Source organism: Yersinia sp. KBS0713, from assembly GCF_005937895.2.
Lineage (GTDB): Bacteria > Pseudomonadota > Gammaproteobacteria > Enterobacterales > Enterobacteriaceae > Yersinia > Yersinia bercovieri.
The window spans coordinates 2260106-2283227 of sequence record NZ_CP042173.1 but is presented as its reverse complement, the minus strand read 5'-3'; the positions used below and the strand labels follow the sequence as shown (position 1 = coordinate 2283227).

Below are 23122 nucleotides of genomic sequence, written 5' to 3'. Positions count from 1 at the left end.
AGGGGGCTAAGCCCCCTCAGCGTGCTGACAAAGTTGATAAGCGGGGAAATGTGCCGAATGGGTCGTAACGGCGTGAGCCGTCGGTGCAGTCGCCCTGCCAGTTTCGGAGTGACAAACCCGGTGGCGCGATCTGTTCTCTCCCCAACCGGCACTGTGTTAGTCGCCTCTCAATCAACCAAATGATATTTGGCTGACAAGACGTGTGCCAGATGTTTGAACATATTAAATACCGCGGTTGTCTTCGCCGTCGGCAGGCCATCTGCATCGAGGAAAAACTCCCCGCGAAAGACCAATACCGGGCCTTTTTGCTCAACCTCAGTTGCCTGCATACCCTGCATATAATCTTCATGCTGACGAATAATCTCATTGGCTTCTGCCAATAATTTATTACGCTCAATTGGTACGGTGTTTCCGAACATTATATCTCCTCACGACGATTATCTCTCCTCATTACAAGGCAATTATTCTCACTATTGTACTGCGGGTTAGCATTTGTTCGCAAACAGGCTAAGGTTTATTCGAGCCTTACGCCGTTTTGCTGCGACTATTGGATAAATAGAGATTACTGGCTAATTAGGTTGCGTAGTGCTTTTTATCAGGTACAGTGTGGGATTTTATACTATTAGGTGGAAGGTTTTGTTGACGCCACAAGGCAGAATTCACTGCGATAGCACTGGGCGCAGGCAAAATTTTTGAGAGCTCACCCGCTAAGATTCGGAACGCTATTTTGTTGCCCGATCAAAAAAACAGGTTGATCTCCTGAAAAAGTACCGCAATATAAAAAAGAGATACAGAATGCCGCGGTACGGCAAGATAAAAACCTTCTTTTAGAAGAAATAATTTAGGTAAAGGTAATTATGGGTAAAGCTCTAGTAATAGTTGAGTCCCCGGCAAAAGCCAAAACTATTAATAAATATTTAGGGAATAACTACGTGGTTAAGTCCAGTGTCGGTCACATTCGTGATTTGCCGACCAGTGGCTCAGCCAGTAAGAAGAGCGCGAACTCAACCGAAGATAAAGCCAAGAAAGCCGCTGACAAACCCAAAACCAAAGTAAAGAAAGACGAAAAAGTTGCCTTGGTCAATCGCATGGGTGTCGACCCTTACCATGGCTGGAAAGCGCAGTATGAAATTTTGCCCGGCAAAGAGAAAGTGGTTGCCGAGCTGAAAGCATTAGCTGAAAACGCTGACCACATCTATCTCGCAACCGACCTTGACCGCGAAGGAGAGGCTATTGCCTGGCATTTGCGGGAGGTGATTGGCGGTGACGATAAGCGTTTTAGCCGTGTGGTATTTAACGAAATCACCAAAAACGCGATTCAGCAGGCGTTTAATCAACCCGGTGAATTGAATATCGATCGAGTTAATGCCCAACAAGCCCGCCGTTTTATGGATCGGGTGGTGGGGTATATGGTTTCGCCACTGCTGTGGAAAAAGATTGCCCGTGGCTTGTCCGCAGGGCGCGTGCAGTCTGTCGCCGTGCGGTTGGTGGTGGAGCGCGAGCGTGATATCAAAGCATTCGTTCCTGAAGAGTACTGGGAACTGCATGCTGACTTGCTGGCAAAAGGTGAAGTTCCGATTCAGATGGAAGTCACCCATGCTCACAATAAGCCGTTTAAGCCGGTCAATCGTGAGCAGACACATGCTGCCCTGAATTTGCTGGAAAATGCCCGCTATAAGGTGCTGGATCGTGAAGATAAACCGACCAGCAGCAAGCCAGGCGCCCCCTTCATCACCTCCACCTTGCAGCAGGCCGCCAGTACCCGCCTGAGCTTTGGGGTGAAGAAAACCATGATGATGGCGCAACGTCTGTATGAAGCGGGTCATATCACCTATATGCGTACTGACTCCACCAACTTGAGTCAGGATGCATTGACCATGGTGCGCGACTATATCGGCGATAATTTCGGCGATAAGTATCTGCCACCTGCGCCGAATCAATACAGCAGCAAAGAGAACTCGCAAGAAGCCCATGAAGCCATTCGTCCATCGGATGTGAATGTGCTGGCTGAGCAGTTAAAAGATATGGAAGCCGATGCCCAGAAGCTGTATCAGCTGATTTGGCGTCAGTTTGTGGCCTGTCAGATGACACCGGCCAAGTATGACTCCACCACGCTAACCGTGCAGGCGGGTGATTTCCAACTGCGCGCCAAAGGCCGCACTTTGCGGTTTGATGGTTGGACTAAGGTGATGCCCGCACTGCGTAAAGGCGATGAAGATAGAACCTTGCCAGTGATTGAAGTCGGCAGTGAGCTGGATCTACAGAAACTGATCCCAAGCCAGCACTTCACCAAGCCACCGGCGCGTTACAGCGAAGCCTCTCTGGTTAAAGAGCTGGAAAAACGCGGGATTGGCCGTCCATCCACCTATGCATCGATTATTTCGACTATTCAGGATCGTGGCTATGTGCGGGTAGAGAACCGCCGCTTCTATGCTGAGAAAATGGGCGAAATCGTCACTGATCGGCTGGAAGAGAATTTCCGTGAGTTGATGAATTACGATTTCACCGCGCGCATGGAGAGTGGTCTCGATCAGGTGGCCAACAATCAGGCCGAGTGGAAAGCAGTGCTGGATGGCTTCTTCGCAGAATTTAGCCAACAGCTTGAAAAAGCTGAGAAAGATCCGGAAGAGGGCGGTATGCGCCCGAACCAGATGGTCATGACCAGCATCGACTGCCCAACTTGTGGTCGCCAGATGGGGATACGTACCGCCAGCACCGGGGTGTTCCTTGGCTGTTCGGGCTATGCATTGCCGCCGAAAGAGCGCTGCAAAACCACCATTAATCTGGTGCCAGAAGCGGAGATTCTGAATATTCTGGAGGGCGATGATGCGGAGACTAACGCATTGCGCGCCCGTCGTCGCTGCCAGAAATGCGGCACGGCAATGGATAGCTATCTAATCGATAATCAGCGTAAATTGCACGTCTGTGGTAATAACCCAGCGTGTGATGGTTATGAGATTGAGCAGGGCGAATTCCGCATTAAAGGGTATGAAGGCCCGATTGTTGAGTGCGAGAAGTGTGGTTCTGAAATGCACCTGAAAATGGGGCGTTTTGGTAAGTACATGGGTTGCACCAATGACGAGTGTAAAAATACCCGTAAAATCTTGCGCAGTGGTGAAGTTGCACCACCGAAGGAAGATCCGGTTCCACTGCCAGAGCTGCCTTGTGAGAAGTCAGATGCCTATTTTGTGTTGCGAGATGGTGCGGCTGGCGTGTTCCTGGCGGCCAATACTTTCCCTAAATCGCGCGAAACCCGTGCGCCATTGGTAGAGGAGCTGGTGCGCTTTAAAGATCGCCTACCTGAAAAATTACGCTATTTAGCTGATGCGCCAGTCACGGATAAAGAGGGTAACAAAACCATGGTGCGTTTTAGTCGTAAGACTAAGCAGCAGTATGTTTCATCCGAGAAAGAGGGCAAAGCCACAGGTTGGTCTGCTTTCTATATTGATGGCAAATGGGTGGAAGCAAAAAAATAAGCGCCTAAGTCTCTAAAAGGCTTTTATGCAGAAAAATGCTTCCATATGAAATACTCTCTGCCGCAACTGAAAACCAGCCTTTATGGCTGGTTTTTTATTGGGCTAATCTACCCAAGTGCTTTATAGTCTTAGTCAATCCGTCGGCGCGCCCATCTTTGGCTGCCATCTGCATGATCCAAAAAAACTATTTTTATGCTGATGTCATCCCTTGATAACTCAGGGTGTATACAAGCATGGATGAAATGATATAGTAATTTGGTTATATAAAATATTTTCTTATCACCTATAGTTATTATAAGGTCACTACTGACCAGCTTGGCATTAAGCAGTTATGGGTTTCAGTTAATAACTTCGCGGCATACCGGGTGATTCCGATATACCAAACTGTGGGCTTCTCACAGTGTTTAACCTAGGATGGTATAGCTATGAAATTGCAGCAGCTCCGTTATATTGTTGAGGTGGTTAATCATAACCTTAATGTATCGTCCACCGCCGAAGGTCTGTACACCTCGCAACCGGGGATCAGTAAACAGGTTAGAATGCTGGAGGATGAGCTGGGAATCCAGATTTTTGCCCGTAGTGGTAAACATTTGACGCAGGTGACCCCCGCAGGGCTGGAAATTATTCGCATCGCCCGCGAAGTATTGTCAAAAGTGGATGCTATTAAAGCGGTTGCCGGTGAACACACCTATCCGGATAAAGGCTCTTTGTATGTCGCGACCACCCATACTCAGGCGCGCTATGCATTGCCTAATGTGATTAAAGGCTTTATCGAGCGCTATCCGCGTGTGTCGCTACATATGCATCAGGGGTCGCCGACCCAAATCGCGGAAGCCGTTTCTAAGGGCAGCGCAGATTTTGCTATTGCTACCGAAGCGCTACATCTATATGACGATCTGATTATGTTGCCGTGCTATCACTGGAATCGCGCGGTAGTGGTGAAGCCTGATCATCCACTGGCAGGTAAAACTCATGTTAGCATTGAAGAGCTGGCCGCCTATCCTATCGTCACTTACACCTTTGGTTTTACGGGTCGTTCGGAGCTGGACACCGCGTTCAACCGCGCCGGTCTGACACCGCGCATCGTCTTTACGGCGACCGATGCCGATGTGATTAAAACTTACGTGCGCTTAGGGCTGGGAGTGGGGGTGATTGCCAGTATGGCGGTTGATCCGATTCAGGACCCTGATCTGGTCACGGTCGATGCCCGTGATATCTTTACCTACAGCACCACCAAGATAGGTTTTCGTCGCAGCACTTTCTTGCGCAGTTATATGTACGATTTTATTCTGCGCTTTGCACCACACCTCACCCGTGATGTGGTGGATAAAGCAGTTGCTCTGCGCTCCAATGAAGATATCGAGGCGATGTTCAAGGACATTAAGCTGCCGACCAAGTGATATCTAGCTAAATAAAGCCCCCATACAGGGGCTTTATCCTTTTTTAGCGTTTCTTATTTGCTTGAGCGAGTACCGAGCCTGCCAGGGTTTTGGTCTTTTCGCTATATTCAGGGCTTGCCAAAACTTGTGACGCAATATCTTCCATATGCGCACCTGTCTGGTTACTGGTGCTAGTTTGCGAAAGTGCTGATCCCGCCAGGCTTTTTTCAATAGCGGAAGCATTAGGATCTTTTAGGGTTTTTGCCGCTTGTGACGCTACTGCGGCCGAAGTTTTTTTGGTATTAGTCATATCATTATCTCGTATTATATATAGGGTGTATTCCATATAGCATTTTAATAACTTAAGAGAGACTATATGTTGACTTAACTCTATTTAAAAACCAGTAACAGGGTCAAGTTAAATACCTCTCAAAAACTTTTATTACCTTAGTCCTATAGGTCATTCCATTTTTTATTTTTCACTCTCACGTCGATAGCTTGTTTTCTTTTTGTTTCTAATATTAATTCCAAAAAAGAAGTAATAAGTGATAATTCAAAAGTAAAACAAAACACATGCTGATAGTTTTATTGATGAGAAGAGCGAATTGAAGACCATTATACAATCCTAGCAAGGAGGAAGTGTGAGAATAATATCCTACCCAGTATCAAATATAAATTTAGATAATACAGTGCGCGACCTAAATGACTATTACTCTAAATCCGTAAGTACTGAAGTACAAGTTAAAGATGAGTGCTCGAATAAAAATGAAAGTATTAATGAAATTTATCAAAGATTAGTCCGAGAGGGTTGGCTAGAGCCTTCAGATAATATTGAGGGTAGTACTCTACACCATATTATTTCAACATTACGTGAAAAATCAATGGCAGAAATTGTGCTTAATCCCAAAGGGGTAATCTACTCAGGGTTACCTCATGACTATGAGGACTCACTAATATTTGAGGCTGATGGCAACTCTGGTATCAAGATGAATTACTCTGTTATCCACAAAGATATGGGGTGCAGCTTATTTAAATTGAATTGTCAGTTACTTTTAGATAAAAACTGTCAATTAGATGAAAAAAATTCGAATATTTTTTTTGATTTTTACGTGCAGTGTTCTGAAATACTAAAACAAGAGTTAGATAAGCGGGGGCCAATGCGCAAATTTTTAGATTTGTTGGTCGCCTTATTTAATCTCAATAAGTTTACTTCCAATAATGTAATGCCCTCTATTAATAGAGATACTCTATCAATAGAGTACAATATAAAAAATAATACTTATCTCGCCAATGGAGGGGGATACTATCATCCTGATTTTTATATTGAGGACGATGGTTTTAAAGAGCATGCAGAGATTGATGAGAATAAAATCTATGAATCTGGAAGGTGGGATGGATATTTGGATGGCTTAATTGCCAATAGGGCGGTTAATTAAAGCGATATTAAGGTCACCTATTGCAGGAATCGCCATTGTTGCCAAAATGTTAATGTTTCTTTGTGTTATATTTAATCTAGACCACATAATTTCAAGGGAATACACCCTGAGATGAATGCGGACTCAGACACTAATAAGAAACAATGGAGGCACTATGTCGTTGGATCTGCGGAAAACGAGTATGGCCAGGTTGGTTGCCCTGAAGAATGAATATCACTACTACAGCCTGCCGCAATTGGCGGCAGTGCTGGGGGATATTGACCGCTTACCTAAGTCACTGAAAGTGCTGTTGGAAAATCTGCTGCGCCATCTGGATGGTGAGCAGGTTAAGGAGGAGGATCTTAAAGCCATTGTCGCCTGGCAACAGAGCGGCCATGCTGATCGAGAGATTGCTTACCGACCCGCCCGCGTATTGATGCAGGACTTTACCGGCGTGCCGGCGGTAGTGGATCTGGCGGCGATGCGTGAAGCGGTCGCGCGGTTGGGGGGCGATGTGGCGCAGGTTAACCCCTTGTCACCGGTGGATTTAGTCATTGACCACTCGGTGACTGTCGATGAGTTTGGTGATAAAGCCGCATTCGGTGAAAACGTCCGTTTAGAGATGGAACGTAACCATGAGCGCTATATCTTCCTGCGCTGGGGGCAGAAAGCCTTTAGCCGCTTCCGCGTCGTGCCGCCGGGCACCGGTATTTGCCATCAGGTTAACCTGGAGTATCTGGGGCAAACGGTTTGGCACGAACAGCAGGGCGATAAGCGGGTCGCCTATCCCGATACGCTGGTGGGGACTGACTCCCACACCACTATGATCAATGGCTTAGGGATACTCGGCTGGGGTGTCGGTGGGATTGAGGCGGAGGCGGCGATGTTGGGCCAGCCGGTCTCGATGCTGATCCCCGATGTGGTCGGCTTCAAGATGACCGGTAAAATGCGCGAAGGGATCACCGCCACCGACCTGGTGCTGACAGTCACACAGATGCTAAGAAAACATGGGGTGGTGGGGAAGTTTGTTGAGTTTTACGGCGATGGTCTGGCGGATCTCCCCCTCGCCGATCGTGCCACTATTGCCAATATGTCGCCGGAGTTTGGTGCCACCTGCGGTTTCTTCCCGGTTGATGAGGTGACGCTGGGTTATATGCGCTTAAGTGGGCGCAGTGATGAACAAATTGCCTTGGTTGAGGCCTATAGCAAAGCGCAAGGCTTATGGCGTCATCCCGGTGATGAACCGATGTTTACCAGCCAGTTATCTCTCGAGTTGAGCACGGTAGAAGCCAGTCTGGCGGGGCCGAAGCGCCCGCAGGATCGCGTGGCGCTGCCCAAAGTCCCCTTGGCATTTAAGGCTTTTGAAGAGCTGGAGTTCAATAGCCAAAAAGATAAAGTTGACCAGGTCTCCTTCACCCTTGCGGGCAAAACCCACAACCTGGCGCAGGGGGCGGTGGTGATTGCGGCCATTACCTCATGCACCAACACCTCCAACCCTAGTGTATTGATGGCGGCGGGATTATTAGCCAAGAAAGCGGCAGAGAGGGGGCTGAAAACCAAGCCTTGGGTGAAAACCTCGCTGGCCCCCGGTTCTAAAGTGGTGACGGAGTACCTTAATTCTGCGGGTCTAACCCCTTATCTGGATAATTTGGGCTTCAATCTGGTGGGCTATGGCTGCACCACCTGTATAGGTAACTCTGGCCCATTGCCGGAACCAATAGAAAAAGCCATCAAAGTCGGGGATTTAACCGTCGGTGCGGTGCTCTCGGGTAACCGTAACTTTGAAGGGCGCATTCACCCCTTGGTGAAGACCAACTGGCTCGCCTCGCCACCGCTGGTGGTCGCCTATGCGCTGGCGGGAAATATGAGTGTCAATCTGACCCAAGACCCGCTAGGTGACGACCCCGACGGGAATCCGGTCTATCTGAAGGATATCTGGCCGAGCGGGCTTGAGATCGCCAAAGCCGTTGAAGAGGTCAAAACTGAGATGTTCCGCAAGGAGTATGCCGCAGTATTTGATGGCGACCAGGATTGGCAGGCGATTCAAGTCGATAGCACGCCAACTTACCACTGGCAAAATGACTCCACCTATATTCGCTTGCCACCTTTCTTTAGTGATATGAAAGCCTTACCGGAGCCGGTTCAGGATATCCATCATGCCCGCATTTTGGCGATTTTGGCCGATTCAGTGACCACCGACCATATTTCACCTGCCGGTAATATCAAGCTGGACAGCCCGGCGGGTCGCTATTTGCGCGATCGCGGAGTTGAGATCAATGAGTTCAACTCCTACGGTTCGCGTCGGGGTAACCATGAGGTGATGATGCGCGGCACATTCGCCAATATCCGTATTCGCAATGAGATGGTGCCGGGGGTTGAAGGGGGGGTGACCCGACATATTCCGTCGCAAAATGAGATGGCTATCTATGATGCTGCGATGCGCTACCAGCAGGAGAGTGTCCCACTGGCGGTGATTGCGGGCAAGGAGTATGGCTCCGGTTCCAGTCGCGACTGGGCAGCCAAAGGGCCGCGATTATTGGGGGTGAGGGTGGTGATTGCCGAATCATTTGAACGTATTCACCGCTCTAATTTAATCGGGATGGGTATTTTGCCGCTTGAGTTCCCCGTGGGGGTAAACCGTAAAACTCTGGGGCTGACGGGTGACGAATCCATTAGTGTCAGTGGATTACAGAGTCTCTCCCCTGGGCAAATCGTGCCGGTGGCGATAAGCTATGGCGATGGGCGACAGCAAATCGTCAATACTCACTGCCGTATCGATACAGGTAATGAATTGGTTTACTTCGAGAATGGCGGCATTTTGCATTACGTGATTCGTAAAATGTTGTAGTTTTGGTGACACTGTCACTATCCAGTTAAATCGGTATAAAAGGGTGATTGAGAAATCACCCTTACTCTTCCCGATGCCGCTCAGTTACTTGGTCAATAAATGGCCCATTTTGGCGGCTTTGGTGGCCATATACTGCTCATTTTTCGGATTGCGACCCACAATCAACGGCACGCGTTCGACGATATTAATTCCCGCCGCAGAAAGAATTTCAACTTTCTGCGGATTGTTCGTCAGCAGGCGTATCGCCTTGACGCCCAATAATTTATACATATCTGAACACAGGGTGAAATCACGTTCATCAGTGGCAAAACCGAGTTGGTGGTTGGCTTCAACGGTATCCGCCCCTAAATCCTGTAAGGCATAAGCGCGGATCTTATTGAGCAAACCAATATTGCGCCCCTCTTGGCGATGATAGATCAGTACGCCACGGCCCTCTTCGGCAATATGTGCCAGTGCCGCTTCTAGCTGAAAACCACAATCACAACGCAGGCTAAACAGCGCATCACCAGTCAGGCACTCAGAATGAACCCGGGAGAGCACCGGCTCATCGCCGCTGATATCACCAAATATTAAGGCCAGATGGTCATGGCCGGTGGCCAACTCTTCAAAACCAACCATTAAAAAATCACCCCAAGGGGTAGGTAATTTGGCTTCTGCTACACGTTTTAGCTGCATCTTACTGTTCATATTATAACTTCAGACCCTTAGGGAAGTTGTCGCTATCCTACTGTGGATATCCGCTCTGATTAGCGATCTACCTTATACCTATTCGCATTAGGGATAGGATTAAATAAAAAGTTTCGCTGCGATTATTATTAGCTATATTGCCATAACTTCCGCCGGACTGCTGTTCAAGAAAACAGCGATAAGCCAAGAGTAGGCGTTAGGTGGGAACTTATTTCGATAATCATAAAATTTTGTTTATATTATCAATGGCTAGCAGAACTTATACTCGTTCGCTATAGCATAGTTGTTAATTGTGCTATCACCATCAGTGATAGGATGTGGACAGGGTAGAGAGGATCTCAGATGTGGAATATAGCAAAACGCATTAGTGTCGGAACAGTTATCTTGCTGCTGCCAACCCTGATTATCTGGCTTTCCGGCTGGCAGTGGCAGCCTGGGGGTAATGAAAGCGGGCTAAAGGGGCTGTTCTGGGTCACCGAAACCGTGACTGCGCCATGGGGGATCCTGACCAGTGCACTGCTCGGTGGCTGGTTTTTGTGGTGCTTGCGCTTTCGGATTAAGCCAGCCATCGGCTTGTTGGTGATACTGGGCGGCGTCATTATTGTCGGCCAGGGGGTGAAATCATTGATTAAAGAGCAGGTGCAAGCGCCACGACCATTTGTGGTATGGCTAGAAGCTGAGCATCATATTGAAGATAGCTATTTCTATTCGTTACCCCGCGCTGAGCGCAGTGCGCTGGTCAAACAACAATTGGAAAATCAATCCCTTATTCCGCCATGGTTAAGCCGTCACTGGCAGTTTGAAACCGGTTTTGCTTTCCCATCGGGTCATACGGTTTTTGCTGCCAGTTGGGCACTGTTAGCCGTTGGTTTGTTATGGCCACGGCGGCACTACAAAACGGTCATCATACTGATGCTATGGGCGCAAGCGGTCATGATGAGCCGTTTGGTGTTAGGGATGCACTGGCCGCGTGATTTGGTGGCAGCGACGTTGATCAGTGGACTATTGGTCGCCATGGTTTGTGGTTTGGTGCAACGCTGGTTCGGTTCGCTCACCATTGCACCACCAGAACAGCATGAAATCGAACAACGAGAGCATAAGGACGAGTAAGCCGCTAGCGGCCATTCGCCATCCGGTTGTTTAAAATAGTATCGATTAGCTGCTGAATCGGCGCTTTATCTTGGGGCAGGGTTCTTTGCTGAGTAAGGAAGTGCTAATTTATCAAGTAACGACGCCACATTTTTGGCATAATTCATCAGGTTGATTCGGCCTTTAGGAAAAAACGTGAAATATTTGCTGATTTTTTTGTTAGTGCTGGTGATTTTCGTGATTTCAGTCACGTTAGGGGCGAATAACGATCAGGTTGTGACCTTTAACTATTTATTGGCTCAGGGCGAATATCGGGTATCTACGCTATTGGCAACGCTTTTTGCGGCGGGTTTAGTGCTGGGATGGGTTATTTGTGGGCTTTTTTATCTGCGAGTCCGCATTTTACTGGGTCGTGCAGAGCGGAAAATTAAACGTCTTGAATCGCAGCAAGAGCCGCCGATTGCATCCAGTGCGACTCCACCCACCGCTGCTGTCAGCAAGGAATAATTTTCTATGTTAGAAATGCTGTTTCTGCTGTTGCCCGTCGCGGCCGCTTATGGCTGGTATATGGGGCGCAGAAGCGCTCAGCAGGATAAGCAGCAGGATGCTAACCGCTTGTCACGTGAATATGTGGCAGGGGTTAACTTTCTTCTCTCCAATCAACAGGACAAAGCGGTTGATCTGTTTCTTGAGATGTTGAAAGAGGACAGTTCAACGGTTGAAGCACATCTGACACTCGGCAATCTTTTTCGTTCACGTGGCGAAGTCGACCGCGCTATCCGCATCCATCAGGCGCTGATGGAGAGCGCCTCCCTGACTTTCGAACAACGGCTGCTGGCTATTCAGCAGCTCGGTCGCGATTACATGGCGGCGGGTTTTTACGATCGTGCCGAAGATATGTTCAACCAATTGGTTGAGGAGCAAGATTTTCGGCTAGGGGCATTGCAGCAGTTACTCGTCATTCATCAGGCCACCAGTGATTGGAACAACGCCATTGAAGTGGCGGAAAAACTGGTCAAAATGGGCAAAGATAATCAGCGTTTGGAAATTGCCCATTTTTATTGCGAACTGGCCCTGCAAGCGATGGGCATTGATGATTTGGATAAGGCGATGGGGTTGCTGAAAAAAGCCGCCTCCGCTGACAAACAGTGCGCACGGGTCTCCATCATGCAAGGCCGGGTACATATCGCCAGAGGCGAGTATGCCAAAGGGGTTGAAGCGTTAGAACGGGTGTTGGAACAAGATAAAGAGGTGGTCAGCGAGGCCTTGCCGATGCTGAGTGATTGCTACCAACACCTACAGCAACCCCAGGCCTGGGCTAATTTTCTTAAGCGCTGCGTAGAGGATAATACCGGTGCGACGGCTGAATTGATGCTGGCAGAAATTCTGGAGCAGCACGAAGGCCGCGATGTGGCGCAAACTTATATTAACCGCCAATTACAACGCCATCCGACCATGCGTGTTTTCTATCGTTTGATGGATTATCACTTGGCTGATGCAGAGGAGGGGCGAGCAAAAGAGAGCTTGCTGCTGCTGCGGGATATGGTCGGCGAACAGATCCGGACTAAACCTCGTTACCGCTGCCATAAGTGTGGTTTTACTGCTCACTCACTTTACTGGCACTGCCCGTCATGCCGTGCCTGGGCTTCGATTAAGCCTATCCGTGGGCTAGATGGTCAATGATACCCGTCATCTTTCAAGTTGCAGGTGTGTTGGCCGCGCTCGTTTACCCGAATCACTGACTGATGTCAGCTCATCGGGATGCACTTGCTTGCCGCCTTCCTGCACCTCGAAATCTATTGGGTATCCCAACTCTGTCGTCATCTTTCAAGTTGCAGGTGTGTTGGCCGCGCTCGTTTACCCGAATCACTGACTGATGTCAGCTCATCGGGATATCGAAATCTTGCAATATAAGGTGATGGAAACTTACTTTTTCTTTTGTGGCGCTTTCAGCAATTGGCGTAGTTTCTTCAACTCTTTTTGGCTTAGCGGCTGTTCTGAAATCTCTTCTACACCTTGGTTATCAATCTCGCTGTGATGCAATTTGGCCTCTTTACGGCCGCCTTTGGTGCTTTTAACATCAACCTCAAAACTTTGTTCTAATCTTTCGCAGACTTCGGTACTGAGAGAAAACTGTTTTTCTAAGGCGGCTGCTTTGATTTTCTCTTTTAATTCCAGAGGGATTTTAATGGTTAATGTCGATATTTCACTCATTATATAACCTTCAATTTAGGGAAAATACCAAGCTAAGCGAGGGACGAAGATCTGTCTAGGGGATAACACGACTGTCACAAAAAATTCACATTCGAGAATAGCAAAAGAGCGCCAAAGCGCTCTTTTACGGGTAGACACAGAGTTAACCTGATGAGGGGTAAGAATTAACGATAAATAACCGCTGTGCCGTGCAGTTTGTTATTGCCGGTCGCTGAAGTAATCAGGAACGATGTTGCACCAGCATCTTCCGCTTTTTTCGCCAAAGCACTCTCTAAATCGGTTAATGTACCGGCGCTGCTGGCTGAGACTACGCCAATTTCATTCAATCCAGTTGATGGTGTGTGCTGGATTTGCGTTGCCGCAATGCTGGCAAATGATGCGAAAGAGAGGGCCAATGCTGGAACGATGTATTTGATGCTTTTCATGTGAAACTCCATTTATTACATATTATTTGTATAGTTAAGGTTTGAGTTATTTGCTTGCTAGACAATCAATGCCTTGCGATGGAGTGAATGATATAGCATTGTTGTTGAATGAAAATCACAAAGATCTGATTATTTAAATCAAATTATTTGATCAACAATTTACGCTTCTTGAAACTATTTTACGCAACTCTGGCTATGATGCTGGCGCCCGCTTGACGTAAATTGACTCAGCCTGTCAAAGGCTGACACATCGGCGGCAACGCCGGGCTGCCCGATCGCTGTAATTTAAGTGACACACCCTGTAGAATGTCGGCGTTATCACTATTTTTTGACTGAAAAAGGCTTAAAAATGACGTCTGCAACTAAAACTAATAACAGTGGCCCGATCTCTTCCCCCATCGTTGTCGCACTGGATTATGCCAATAAAGACGCTGCGTTAGCCTTTGCTGATCGTGTAAACCCTCGTGATTGCCGATTAAAAGTGGGCAAAGAGATGTTTACCCTATTTGGCCCGCAGCTGATTGGTGATCTTCAACAGCGCGGTTTCGACGTTTTTCTCGATTTGAAATTCCACGATATCCCCAATACCACCGCTCACGCCGTAGCCGCTGCCGCAGAGCTCGGCGTCTGGATGGTGAATGTCCATGCCAGTGGTGGCGCGCGCATGATGACGGCGGCGAAAGAAGCCCTATTGCCCTATGGGTCACAAGCCCCCTTACTGATTGCCGTTACCGTGTTAACCAGCATGGATGGCGAGGATTTGCGTGATATCGGCATCAATATCAGCCCGGCTGAACACGCCGAGCGCTTGGCGAAACTGACCTGGGATTGCGGCTTAGATGGCGTGGTCTGTTCTGCTCATGAAGCGGTGCGCTTGAAACAGGTTTGTGGCACTGATTTTAAGCTGGTTACCCCAGGGATCCGCCCGCAGGGCAGCGATGCCGGCGACCAGCGGCGCATTATGACACCTGAGCAGGCGGTGGTAGCTGGCGTCGATTATATGGTGATCGGGCGTCCGATTACCCAATCGGCTGACCCAGAGAAGACGTTACGTGACATTCTGGCATCACTGAATCAGGGGGCATCATAATGAGTAGTGATAATAGCCGCCTGGTTTACTCCACTGACACTGGCCGCATCAGTGAGCCGGAAGTTAAGGCTGAACGACCTAAAGGTGATGGCACTGTGCGCATTTTGCGTCAAACCAGTGGCCGCAAAGGAAAAGGCGTGAGCCTGATTACAGGTATTGACGTCAGTGATGTCGAGTTAGAAAAACTCGCGGCGGAGTTGAAGAAAAAGTGTGGTTGCGGTGGCTCAGTTAAAGAGGGCGTTATTGAGATTCAGGGCGATAAGCGCGACCTGTTGAAGCAGCTGCTGGAAGCCAAAGGAATGAAAGTTAAGCTGGCGGGGGGCTGATATACAATATGAGGTTATTGATAACCCAATTTATTGCCTGGAGCCTGGCTGAGTGATTACCCCTAAGGGGGCTGCAAGTATCCACTTTCTCATCAGCACAGTTTCAACTAGATAAACAGTTTCAACTAGATAAAATGTTATCCAAAGTCATTGGCGTTGCAGGTAGGCAGCAAGTGAACGCCCCGATGAGCTTACATAAGTAAGTGATTCGGGTGAGTAAACGTAGCTAACACCCCTGCAACGTCAAGTACGCAGGATAAAGTTATTTGCCGACCTGATGACCAATAACCCCACCAATAGCGGCACCACCTAATGTTCCCAGCGTACTACCGGTCAGAACCGCCCCCCCGACAGCACCGGCACCAGCACCAATGGCGGTATTACGGTCACGTTTGGACATGTTAGAACAAGCAGACAGTGAAAAGGCGAGTGTTAGCGCTAATGCTGCAGTAGCCAATCGTTTAGTGTTCATCATAACTATTCTCCTGACGTTAGCTTTTGGTAGGGATAGATCAGGTAATAAATCTTCAATGTTATCTCCGCATCTATCGGTGCCAAATTGATGTTGCCTTACTAATTATAGGCATTATATCAATTTTAGCCGTCGTCTCAATTTGTGAGTGTTTAGAATAAAAATGGCCATATTGGCTTAAATTCGAGATTAATGCTGAAAAGTCGTTTTGTCATCGATAGAAACCAGTATAAATATCCGTGAATCATTTGATAGGTAAATAGTCTTAATTTGTCTGGGGAAACGCGGCAATTAGGCATTATCTGAGGTAAAAGGCACGATTAACTCATTGTCAGTGCTAAATAAAATATTACTTTTTGCCCGCGCGTCTCTCAGACGGCGCTTTCCAGCTGATCCTTACGCAGTTTATAGCCATTTATCCCATACCTGTTCTGACCTGTGGCGCTGAAAATGAGTGAAATTCAGTTATTCAGGATATGACGATGCTCAACGAACTGAAGCAGCAAGTCCTTGCCGCTAACCTGGCTCTCCCGCGCCATCATCTGGTGACATTCACTTGGGGTAATGTCAGTGCCGTTGACCGGCAAAGTGGTTTGTTGGTCATTAAGCCTTCCGGGGTGGAGTATGATGTGATGACGCTGGATGACATGGTGGTCGTGGAGCTGGAAACCGGTAAAGTGGTGGAGGGCAGTAAAAAGCCCTCGTCCGACACGGATACACATCGGGTGCTCTACCTTCATTTTCCGCAAGTGGGCGGCATTGTGCATACCCATTCACGCCATGCCACCATCTGGGCGCAAGCCGGGCTGGATCTCCCGGCGTGGGGCACCACGCACGCGGACTATTTCTATGGCGCCATTCCCTGTACCCGCCAGATGACGGCCGAAGAGATTGCGGGCCGTTATGAGTGGGAGACCGGCAAGGTGATTGTCGAGACACTCCAGCAGCGGGGCATTCAGCCGCAAGATGTACCTGCGGTGTTAGTGAATTCCCATGGCCCCTTTGCCTGGGGAAGCAGTGCCGATAACGCGGTACACAATGCCGTGGTGCTGGAAGAGCTGGCCTATATGGGGATCTTCTCCCGCCAATTGAATCCACAATTAGGCGATATGCAGCCGCAGTTGCTGGATAAACACTATCTTCGCAAACATGGAAAAAATGCATATTACGGGCAGTAATGGCTGAGCTATCAAGCAACCCGTGCTCACTGTTGCACGGGTTATGCGCTGAGGATATCGACCTGAATGCCCTCAGCCATCAACGACTGTTGATAGCCTGCGGGCAGGCGGCTATCAGTGATCACCCGACTGATCGCCGCTAGCGGTGCCAGCGGGTTTTGATGTACCAGACCAAATTTTGAGGCATCGGCCAAAATAATATTTTCCGCGCCTTTCGCTAACACACTGTTGATGACCTCCGCCCGCAATATGTCACGGCCAGTGAAACCGCTATCTAGCTGATAGCCATCAATGCCGATAAACGCCTTACTAAAATGCACATGCTGTAGACAGAGTTGCGTCAATGGGCCAACCATGCTGTCACTCTTTTTCTGATAAATGCCGCCGAGCAGGATGACCTCACAGGCCGAGTCTTTCAATTGGCGCGCAATATAGCCGCTCACGGTCACCAGGGTTATCTCTGGTCGTTGAGCCAGATGATGCGCCAGCAGGGCATTGCTACTGCCACTTTCGATAAAGATAGTCTCGCCGTCGTTGACCAGTGAAGCGGCATAATTAGCCAGTTTTTGCTTCATCGCAAAATGGGTCATCATGCGCACATCGACATCGTCACTCTCCAGCGCCGCCGCTGAACCGTGGACTCGCTTGAGTAAACCCCGTTTTTCCAGCACGTTGAGATCTTGCCGGATGGTCACCTCAGAGACATGGGTGGTTTGCGCTAACTCATTGACGCTGATCCGTTGCCGCTCATTGACCAATTGTAAAATTGTCTGCTGTCTTGGGTTCATGGCACTCTTATGGCACTCCAGAGGAATAAAGAGAGTAAATAGTGACGCTGTCACTTATTTGTCAATTCAGTGTCGATAAATAATACCCTAGATAGCAAGGATAATACGCGCTATTGCTCAGGTAAAAGCGAAACTAACCACAAAGCCGCGAGTGGCTGATATTGGGTTGACTAAAAGGGTAATTTGTTTCGTTCGAAATTTATATGACTTTCGAACGAAAGTTAATTGATGTGGATCACACTATTAATTGCTGATTGGTCTATGATTGCGGCTAATGATTTATCACTAATCTATTCGTTCAGTTGGGTTATAAGCTTGACCCGTCTGGCCGCTTAACTCATCCAAATCGGAGGTTTTTATGGAGCTTTATCTCGACACCGCAGATGTGGCCGCAGTAAAACGGCTGGCACGTATATTGCCACTGCAAGGGGTGACCACCAACCCGAGCATTCTGGCGAAAGCAGGTAAATCTATCTGGGAAGTACTACCAGCACTGCGTGATGCGCTGGGCGGCACTGGCAAGCTTTTCGCGCAAGTGCTGGCCAGTGATTGCGAGTTGATGGTCTCTGAAGCGGTACTGTTGTCACAGCGCGTCCCTGGGTTGGTGATCAAAGTTCCAGCCACGGCGGAGGGGTTGGCGGCGATTAAGAAATTGAAAGCGATGTCGATCCCGACACTCGGCACTGCGGTTTATGGGGCGGGGCAAGGCTTGCTGTCAGCCCTGGCTGGGGCAGAGTATGTCGCGCCATACGTAAATCGGCTGGATGCACAGGGCGGTGATGGTATTGCGATGGTGCGTGAGTTGCAGCAGTTACTGACTTTACATGCGCCGGGGGCAAAAGTGTTGGCGGCCAGTTTCCGCACACCACGGCAGGTGCTTGACTGTCTGTTAGCGGGCTGTCAGTCGGTCACCATCCCGGTGGATGTGGCTGAGCTGTTTATCAGCACGCCAGCGGTAAAAGCGGCGGTAGAGCAGTTTGAGCATGATTGGCAGGGCGCATTTGGCTCAGCAATCCTTAGCTAGCAAAACAGGCCGGTTGTGTTGCTGTGGCCGTAGGCGTTAGCGCAGTGAGCATAGAAAAACGCCCTGCAAATGGTTAACAGGGCGTTACGCTGTCACTTAATTTTTCACCCTTAACAAGGGCATTTTCCCAATTTGCCTGCTTTGCTCGGAAAACGCGCATCCAGACAGTAGCGGTGGAACTCCCGCTCACTCATTGGTGTGGTTTCTGGGTGATGACGGCGCATATGATTCACATAATTACCGTAATCCTGTACCCCCACCATCAGGCGAAAACTCTGCGCGACACGTTGTGCAATCAAGCGCAGCCAACCCCGTAGATGGGGGGGGTGAGCGACCACTGGCACCAGCGGAATACAGCGCGTAATCCGGTGCGGCGCACTTGCTGATCGTGGGCGGAAAGGGAGACCTGCATTAGCCACGGAGAGCCTCCTCACGGAAGACAATTTCAGATTCATGGGTGGTTGGCTGGCTGGATTTCAGCGCCCGACGCACCACAAACACCGATGAGATCAACATGGTTATCGCGACCAGCATAAAGAAGGCGCATAACGCCGCGTTGATCTGATTATTGAACACGATAGTTTCCATATCCTTAATACTCTTGGCTGGGGCGATTAATACCCCTTGCTCGACCCCGGCAGAGAATTTCCGCGCCTGAGCCAGGAAACCAATACTCGGTTTCTCATGGAAAATCTTCTGGAAGCCGGCGGTCATTGAGGTGATAAACAGCCCAATGGTTGGCACTATGGTTACCCAAGCATAGCGCTGCTTCTTCATTTTAAACAGCACCACCGTCCCTAAAATCAGCGCCATTGATGCTAGCATCTGGTTACCAATGCCGAACAGTGGCCACAAGGTATTGATGCCACCTAGTGGGTCGACCACCCCCTGGTAAACGAAGAAGCCCCAACAGGCCACGGCGACCGTGGTGCCGGATAAGTTACCCAGCCATGAGCGGTTATTGGCGAGGCCTGGTACCACCACCCCCACCAGATCCTGCACCATAAAGCGGCAAGCGCGGGTACCGGCATCGACGGCGGTCAGAATAAACATCGCTTCAAACAGAATGGCGAAGTGATACCAGAAGGCCATCATGTTGCGGCTGTTAAAGACTTCACTGATGATATGGGCCATGCCAACCGCAAAGGTCGGCGCACCACCGGCCCGCGATAGAATCGACTTCTCGCCGACATCCTGGGCTATCATCGTCAAGGTCTCTGGGGTGACCACAAATCCCCAGCTATTGATGGCGAGCGCCGCGCTCTCGACGGTGGAACCAATCAATGCCACTGGCGAATTCATGGCGAAGTAGACGCCGGGATCGATAACCGAGGCACAGATTAACGCCATAATGGCGACAAAGGACTCCATCAACATTGCACCATAGCCGATAAAGCGGATATGGCTTTCGCGCTCAATCAGTTTTGGTGTGGTGCCACTGGCCACCAAGGCATGGAAGCCCGAGATTGCGCCACAGGCAATGGTGATAAACAGGAACGGGAACAGGCTGCCGGAGAACACCGGGCCGCTACCATCAATAAAGCGCGACACCGCAGGCATCTTCATTTCCGGCATGGCGAAGACGATCCCCACCGCCAAACCGATAATGACCCCAATTTTCAGGAAGGTGGATAAGTAATCCCGTGGTGCCAGCAGCAGCCACACGGGCAGCACTGAGGCAATAAAACCGTAGATAATCAGCACCCAGGTCAGGGTGGTGCCGTGCAGGGTGAAGAGCGGCCCCCAGTAAGGGTCAGCGGCGATATTGCCACCATAAATGATGGCGGCCATCATCAGTACGAAACCGATTAATGACACCTCAGCAATTTTACCGGGGCGGATAAAGCGCATATAGACGCCCATAAACAGGGCGATCGGAATGGTTGCCGCGATGGTAAACAGGCCCCATGGGCTGTCTGCCAGCGCTTTAACCACCACTAATGCCAGCGCAGACAAGATGATAATCATCACGCCCAATGCCCCGAGCATGGTGATAACCCCCGCAAAGGCACCCAGCTCCTGTTTTGCCATCTCCCCCAGTGAGCGGCCGTCGCGGCGGGTGGAGATAAACAGGATCAAGAAATCCTGTACCGCACCGGCCATCATCACCCCAACCAAGATCCAGATGGTGCCGGGTAAAAAGCCCATCTGCGCGGCCAGAATTGGCCCCACCAATGGCCCCGCCCCGGCGATAGCGGCAAAGTGGTGGCCGAACAACACCCACTTATTGGTCGGGACATAATCCAAACCATCATTACGGCGCTCCGCTGGGGTTGAGCGGCGATCATCCAGCTCAAAGACATTTTTGGCAATAAAGAGGCTATAAAAACGATAAGCGATGCTGTAGCAGGCTACCGACGCAATCACCAACCAGATGGCATTAACATGCTCACCTCGGCTAAGTGCCAGCATGGCAAAGGCAAATGCACCTATTAACGCCACGGTCAGCCAAATGACGACAGTCTTGACGTTCTTCATGGGTAACGACTCCTTCGTTTGGTAGGGGGATATCACGATCACTTAACTTAGGAGTTTTGATGTAAAAAAAAAGTAGCAGAAGTGAAATTTGTGAAGTGTAAAATGTTTTTACGTCATAATTGGTAGCACTTTTTTACATATACTGATGTTTATGTGAATCTTTCTGTTAGTCACTATAACGGTAGTTAATTGCATGGCTCAAAATTGAAAAAGCCGTGGGATGTTTGGCATCACCACGGCTTATTATCAAACTCACGCCACTATTTCAGGCCGTTAATCCGGTTAAACCACCGGGCGGGCCACCACATTGCGGGTCTCCATGCGAACTTCTGCAATACGAACCTCAATTTTGTCGCTCTGGCTGTAAACCGTCTCACCTTTAATCTGCACGGTGCCGCTCTCCTGACTGCACACCATCTCATCACGCACCGCATGAATAAATGGCGCGGGGATAAAGGCCACGGCGCCGTTATCCAGCAAGCGCACCCGTAGGCCACCACGGGTCACATCAATGATCTCCGCAGCGAAGCGAGTATCAGTGCCGGCCTGAGGTTGCAGATAGCGGGCATAGAGCCAATCGCCGACATCGCGTTCCGCCATCCGATTCAGCCGACGGCGCTCCGCCAATTGCACGGTTATCTCATCTTGTGGCTTCTCTGCTGGCTGGCCGGTAATGATAGCTTTCAGCAGGCGGTGATTGACCATATCGCCATATTTACGAATAGGTGAGGTCCAGGTGGCGTAAGCCTCCAGCCCTAAACCAAAGTGTGGGCCGGGAGTGGTGCTGATTTCGGCATAGGTCTGGAAGCGGCGGATACGGCTGTCGAGGAACTGGGTTGGCAGCGCATCAAGATGGCGGCGCAACTCACAAAAGCCCGGCAGGGTCAGCAGCGCCTGTGGGTCAGCTGCAACCCCATTGGCTTGCAACACCGTGGCGGCCTGCTCAACCAGCGCCGGATCAAAACCGGTATGCACGTTATAAATGCCAAAGCCAAGATTATCACGCAGCGCAATGGCGGCACAGACGTTGGCGGCAATCATGCACTCTTCAACAATGCGGTTAGCGATGCGGCGATGTTCAACGATGATATCCAGCACTTCGCCTTTCTCACCCAGCAGGAAGCGGTAATCTGGGCGGTCTTTGAACACCAGCGCGTGTGCCTGACGCCAATGGCTGCGCGCCTCACAGACCTGTTTAAGCAGGGTGATTTGCTGTGCTATCGCAGGGGTTTGCGGCTGCCAGTCACCCTGACCCTCCAGCCAGTCGGACACTTCGTCATAAACCAGCTTGGCTTTAGATTCGACCCAGGCGGTAGAGAAACGAATATCGTTACCCAAAGCACCATCAGCGGCGATAGTGACACGGCACACCACTACCGGACGGCGCTCATTTGGCCGCAATGAGCAGAGATTATCGGACAAATCCCGGGGCAGCATCGGGATGTTAAAGCCCGGCAGATAGTTGGTAAATGCACGTTTACGGGCGATTAAATCCAACTCACTGTTTTCATCGACATAAGCGGTCGGATCGGCAATGGCGATGGTCAACAACAGGGAACCATCCCCTTTGTCCTCCACATAGAGCGCATCATCCATATCTTCGGTGCTGGCGCTGTCAATGGTGACAAAATTGAGCGCGGTGAGATCTTCACGTTGCAGATCAGCATCATGCAGGGCAGATTCCACCATCACTGGGGCTTCACGCTCCAAATTATGACGGGCCAATGTGACCCACCAAGGCACAAAGTGGTCTTCGCCATGGGTAATAAAGGCGGTCAGATCCGCCTGAAAAGTACGATCGCCTTTTAATGGATGGCGGCGCATTTCAGCCACTGCCCAATCACCGCTCTGGAAGTCATGGGGCAATTCGGTGGCAGAACGGCACTGAATTGCATCACGCAGCAGTGGGTGGTCCGGGACGATAGAGAGGCGATCATCTTTTCGCTGTACGCGGCCGACAAAGCGGGATAAAAATGGCTCCACCAGGCTCTCTGGCTCAACAATTTCACGATCTTTATCAGTATGCAGGGTGGCAATAATCCGGTCACCATGCATCACTTTTTTCATCTGTGGTGGCGGAATAAAATAACTTTTCTGTCCGTCTACCTCAAGAAAGCCAAAGCCTTTCTCAGTACCTTTCACTACGCCTTCAACGCGCGGGGTCTGAGTGTGAAGTTGCTGTTTTAGCTGCGCCAGCAGCGGGTTATCTTGAAACATAGCGTCCAGTGAATGC

At 49.7% G+C, this 23122-nt stretch carries 21 protein-coding genes; 11 read left to right on the top strand and 10 right to left on the bottom strand.

The window, feature by feature from the left end; all coding sequences use genetic code 11:
• Positions 1-167: 167 nt before the first annotated feature.
• Positions 168-419 (bottom strand): YciN family protein, encoded by a 252-nt coding sequence (locus tag FFE93_RS10640; RefSeq protein WP_005278302.1) that lies wholly within the window; start codon positions 417-419, stop codon positions 168-170.
• 438 nt (positions 420-857) lie between these two features.
• On the opposite strand from FFE93_RS10640, the gene topA reads away from it, so the two are divergent.
• Positions 858-3476 (top strand): type I DNA topoisomerase, encoded by a 2619-nt coding sequence (gene topA, locus FFE93_RS10630; protein WP_005278299.1) that lies wholly within the window; start codon positions 858-860, stop codon positions 3474-3476.
• Between the two features lie 425 nt (positions 3477-3901).
• Positions 3902-4876 (top strand): HTH-type transcriptional regulator CysB, encoded by a 975-nt coding sequence (gene cysB, locus FFE93_RS10625; RefSeq protein WP_005278296.1) that lies wholly within the window; start codon positions 3902-3904, stop codon positions 4874-4876.
• Positions 4877-4919: 43 nt separating this feature from the next.
• Here the strand turns inward: cysB and FFE93_RS10620 are convergent, their stop codons facing one another.
• The gene (locus tag FFE93_RS10620; RefSeq protein ID WP_049600444.1) at positions 4920-5165 is read right to left on the bottom strand and encodes a hypothetical protein; all 246 of its coding nucleotides are present in this window, start codon (positions 5163-5165) and stop codon (positions 4920-4922) included.
• 331 nt (positions 5166-5496) lie between these two features.
• On the opposite strand from FFE93_RS10620, the gene FFE93_RS10615 reads away from it, so the two are divergent.
• The gene (locus FFE93_RS10615) at positions 5497-6291 is read left to right on the top strand and encodes a hypothetical protein (protein ID WP_032898702.1); all 795 of its coding nucleotides are present in this window, start codon (positions 5497-5499) and stop codon (positions 6289-6291) included.
• 154 nt (positions 6292-6445) lie between these two features.
• The gene (gene acnA, locus FFE93_RS10610) at positions 6446-9118 is read left to right on the top strand and encodes an aconitate hydratase AcnA (RefSeq protein WP_138775116.1); all 2673 of its coding nucleotides are present in this window, start codon (positions 6446-6448) and stop codon (positions 9116-9118) included.
• Between the two features lie 84 nt (positions 9119-9202).
• On the opposite strand, the gene ribA is transcribed toward acnA, so the two are convergent.
• Positions 9203-9793: a GTP cyclohydrolase II gene (gene ribA, locus FFE93_RS10605; protein ID WP_005279085.1), complete on the bottom strand. Its 591-nt coding sequence runs from the start codon at positions 9791-9793 to the stop codon at positions 9203-9205.
• 354 nt (positions 9794-10147) lie between these two features.
• On the opposite strand from ribA, the gene pgpB reads away from it, so the two are divergent.
• From pgpB to lapB, 3 genes are all read left to right on the top strand, one after another.
• Positions 10148-10915, top strand: coding sequence for a phosphatidylglycerophosphatase B (pgpB, locus tag FFE93_RS10600; protein WP_049600438.1), 768 nt, complete (start codon positions 10148-10150; stop codon positions 10913-10915).
• 174 nt (positions 10916-11089) lie between these two features.
• Positions 11090-11401 (top strand): LapA family protein, encoded by a 312-nt coding sequence (locus tag FFE93_RS10595; RefSeq protein ID WP_005279083.1) that lies wholly within the window; start codon positions 11090-11092, stop codon positions 11399-11401.
• A gap of 6 nt (positions 11402-11407) precedes the next feature.
• Positions 11408-12577 carry a lipopolysaccharide assembly protein LapB gene (gene lapB, locus FFE93_RS10590; protein ID WP_005279082.1) on the top strand — a complete coding sequence of 390 codons (1170 nt, stop codon included), beginning with the start codon at positions 11408-11410 and terminating at the stop codon, positions 12575-12577.
• A 243-nt stretch (positions 12578-12820) separates the two neighbouring features.
• On the opposite strand, the gene FFE93_RS10585 is transcribed toward lapB, so the two are convergent.
• Complete coding sequence (locus FFE93_RS10585) at positions 12821-13108, bottom strand: hypothetical protein (protein ID WP_005279081.1); 288 nt, start codon at positions 13106-13108, stop codon at positions 12821-12823.
• Positions 13109-13272: 164 nt separating this feature from the next.
• Positions 13273-13533 carry a multiple stress resistance protein BhsA gene (bhsA, locus tag FFE93_RS10580; RefSeq protein ID WP_005279080.1) on the bottom strand — a complete coding sequence of 87 codons (261 nt, stop codon included), beginning with the start codon at positions 13531-13533 and terminating at the stop codon, positions 13273-13275.
• Between the two features lie 349 nt (positions 13534-13882).
• Here bhsA and pyrF point away from each other — a divergent pair, with 349 nt between their 5' ends.
• Both pyrF and yciH read left to right on the top strand, forming a co-directional pair.
• Positions 13883-14623: an orotidine-5'-phosphate decarboxylase gene (gene pyrF, locus FFE93_RS10575; protein WP_049600435.1), complete on the top strand. Its 741-nt coding sequence runs from the start codon at positions 13883-13885 to the stop codon at positions 14621-14623.
• Positions 14623-14949: a stress response translation initiation inhibitor YciH gene (gene yciH / locus FFE93_RS10570; protein WP_032898939.1), complete on the top strand. Its 327-nt coding sequence runs from the start codon at positions 14623-14625 to the stop codon at positions 14947-14949. Before pyrF ends, yciH begins: the two co-directional genes overlap by 1 nt.
• A 262-nt stretch (positions 14950-15211) precedes the next feature.
• Here the strand turns inward: yciH and osmB are convergent, their stop codons facing one another.
• Positions 15212-15424, bottom strand: a complete 213-nt coding sequence (gene osmB, locus FFE93_RS10565; RefSeq protein WP_032898937.1) for an osmotically-inducible lipoprotein OsmB — start codon at positions 15422-15424, stop codon at positions 15212-15214.
• 479 nt (positions 15425-15903) lie between these two features.
• On the opposite strand from osmB, the gene araD reads away from it, so the two are divergent.
• Positions 15904-16599 carry an L-ribulose-5-phosphate 4-epimerase gene (gene araD, locus FFE93_RS10560; protein ID WP_049600432.1) on the top strand — a complete coding sequence of 232 codons (696 nt, stop codon included), beginning with the start codon at positions 15904-15906 and terminating at the stop codon, positions 16597-16599.
• A gap of 41 nt (positions 16600-16640) precedes the next feature.
• Here araD and FFE93_RS10555 read toward each other — a convergent pair whose 3' ends face one another.
• On the bottom strand, positions 16641-17387 hold the full coding sequence (locus FFE93_RS10555) for a DNA-binding transcriptional regulator YciT (RefSeq protein ID WP_032898935.1): 747 nt from the start codon (positions 17385-17387) through the stop codon (positions 16641-16643).
• A 358-nt stretch (positions 17388-17745) separates the two neighbouring features.
• On the opposite strand from FFE93_RS10555, the gene fsa reads away from it, so the two are divergent.
• The gene (gene fsa / locus FFE93_RS10550) at positions 17746-18411 is read left to right on the top strand and encodes a fructose-6-phosphate aldolase (protein WP_005279070.1); all 666 of its coding nucleotides are present in this window, start codon (positions 17746-17748) and stop codon (positions 18409-18411) included.
• A 110-nt stretch (positions 18412-18521) separates the two neighbouring features.
• Here fsa and FFE93_RS21515 read toward each other — a convergent pair whose 3' ends face one another.
• The 3 genes from FFE93_RS21515 to FFE93_RS10535 all read right to left on the bottom strand — a co-directional run bounded on the left by FFE93_RS21515 (position 18522) and on the right by FFE93_RS10535 (position 23106).
• The gene (locus FFE93_RS21515; RefSeq protein ID WP_186367707.1) at positions 18522-18830 is read right to left on the bottom strand and encodes a YbdD/YjiX family protein; all 309 of its coding nucleotides are present in this window, start codon (positions 18828-18830) and stop codon (positions 18522-18524) included.
• A complete protein-coding gene (locus tag FFE93_RS10540) occupies positions 18823-20889 on the bottom strand; it encodes a carbon starvation CstA family protein (protein WP_138775115.1) in 2067 nt (688 codons plus the stop codon). The genes FFE93_RS21515 and FFE93_RS10540 overlap by 8 nt, the downstream gene beginning before the upstream one ends.
• Positions 20890-21171: 282 nt before the next feature.
• Positions 21172-23106 carry an exoribonuclease II gene (locus FFE93_RS10535; RefSeq protein WP_005279064.1) on the bottom strand — a complete coding sequence of 645 codons (1935 nt, stop codon included), beginning with the start codon at positions 23104-23106 and terminating at the stop codon, positions 21172-21174.
• Between the last annotated feature and the right edge of the window lie 16 nt (positions 23107-23122).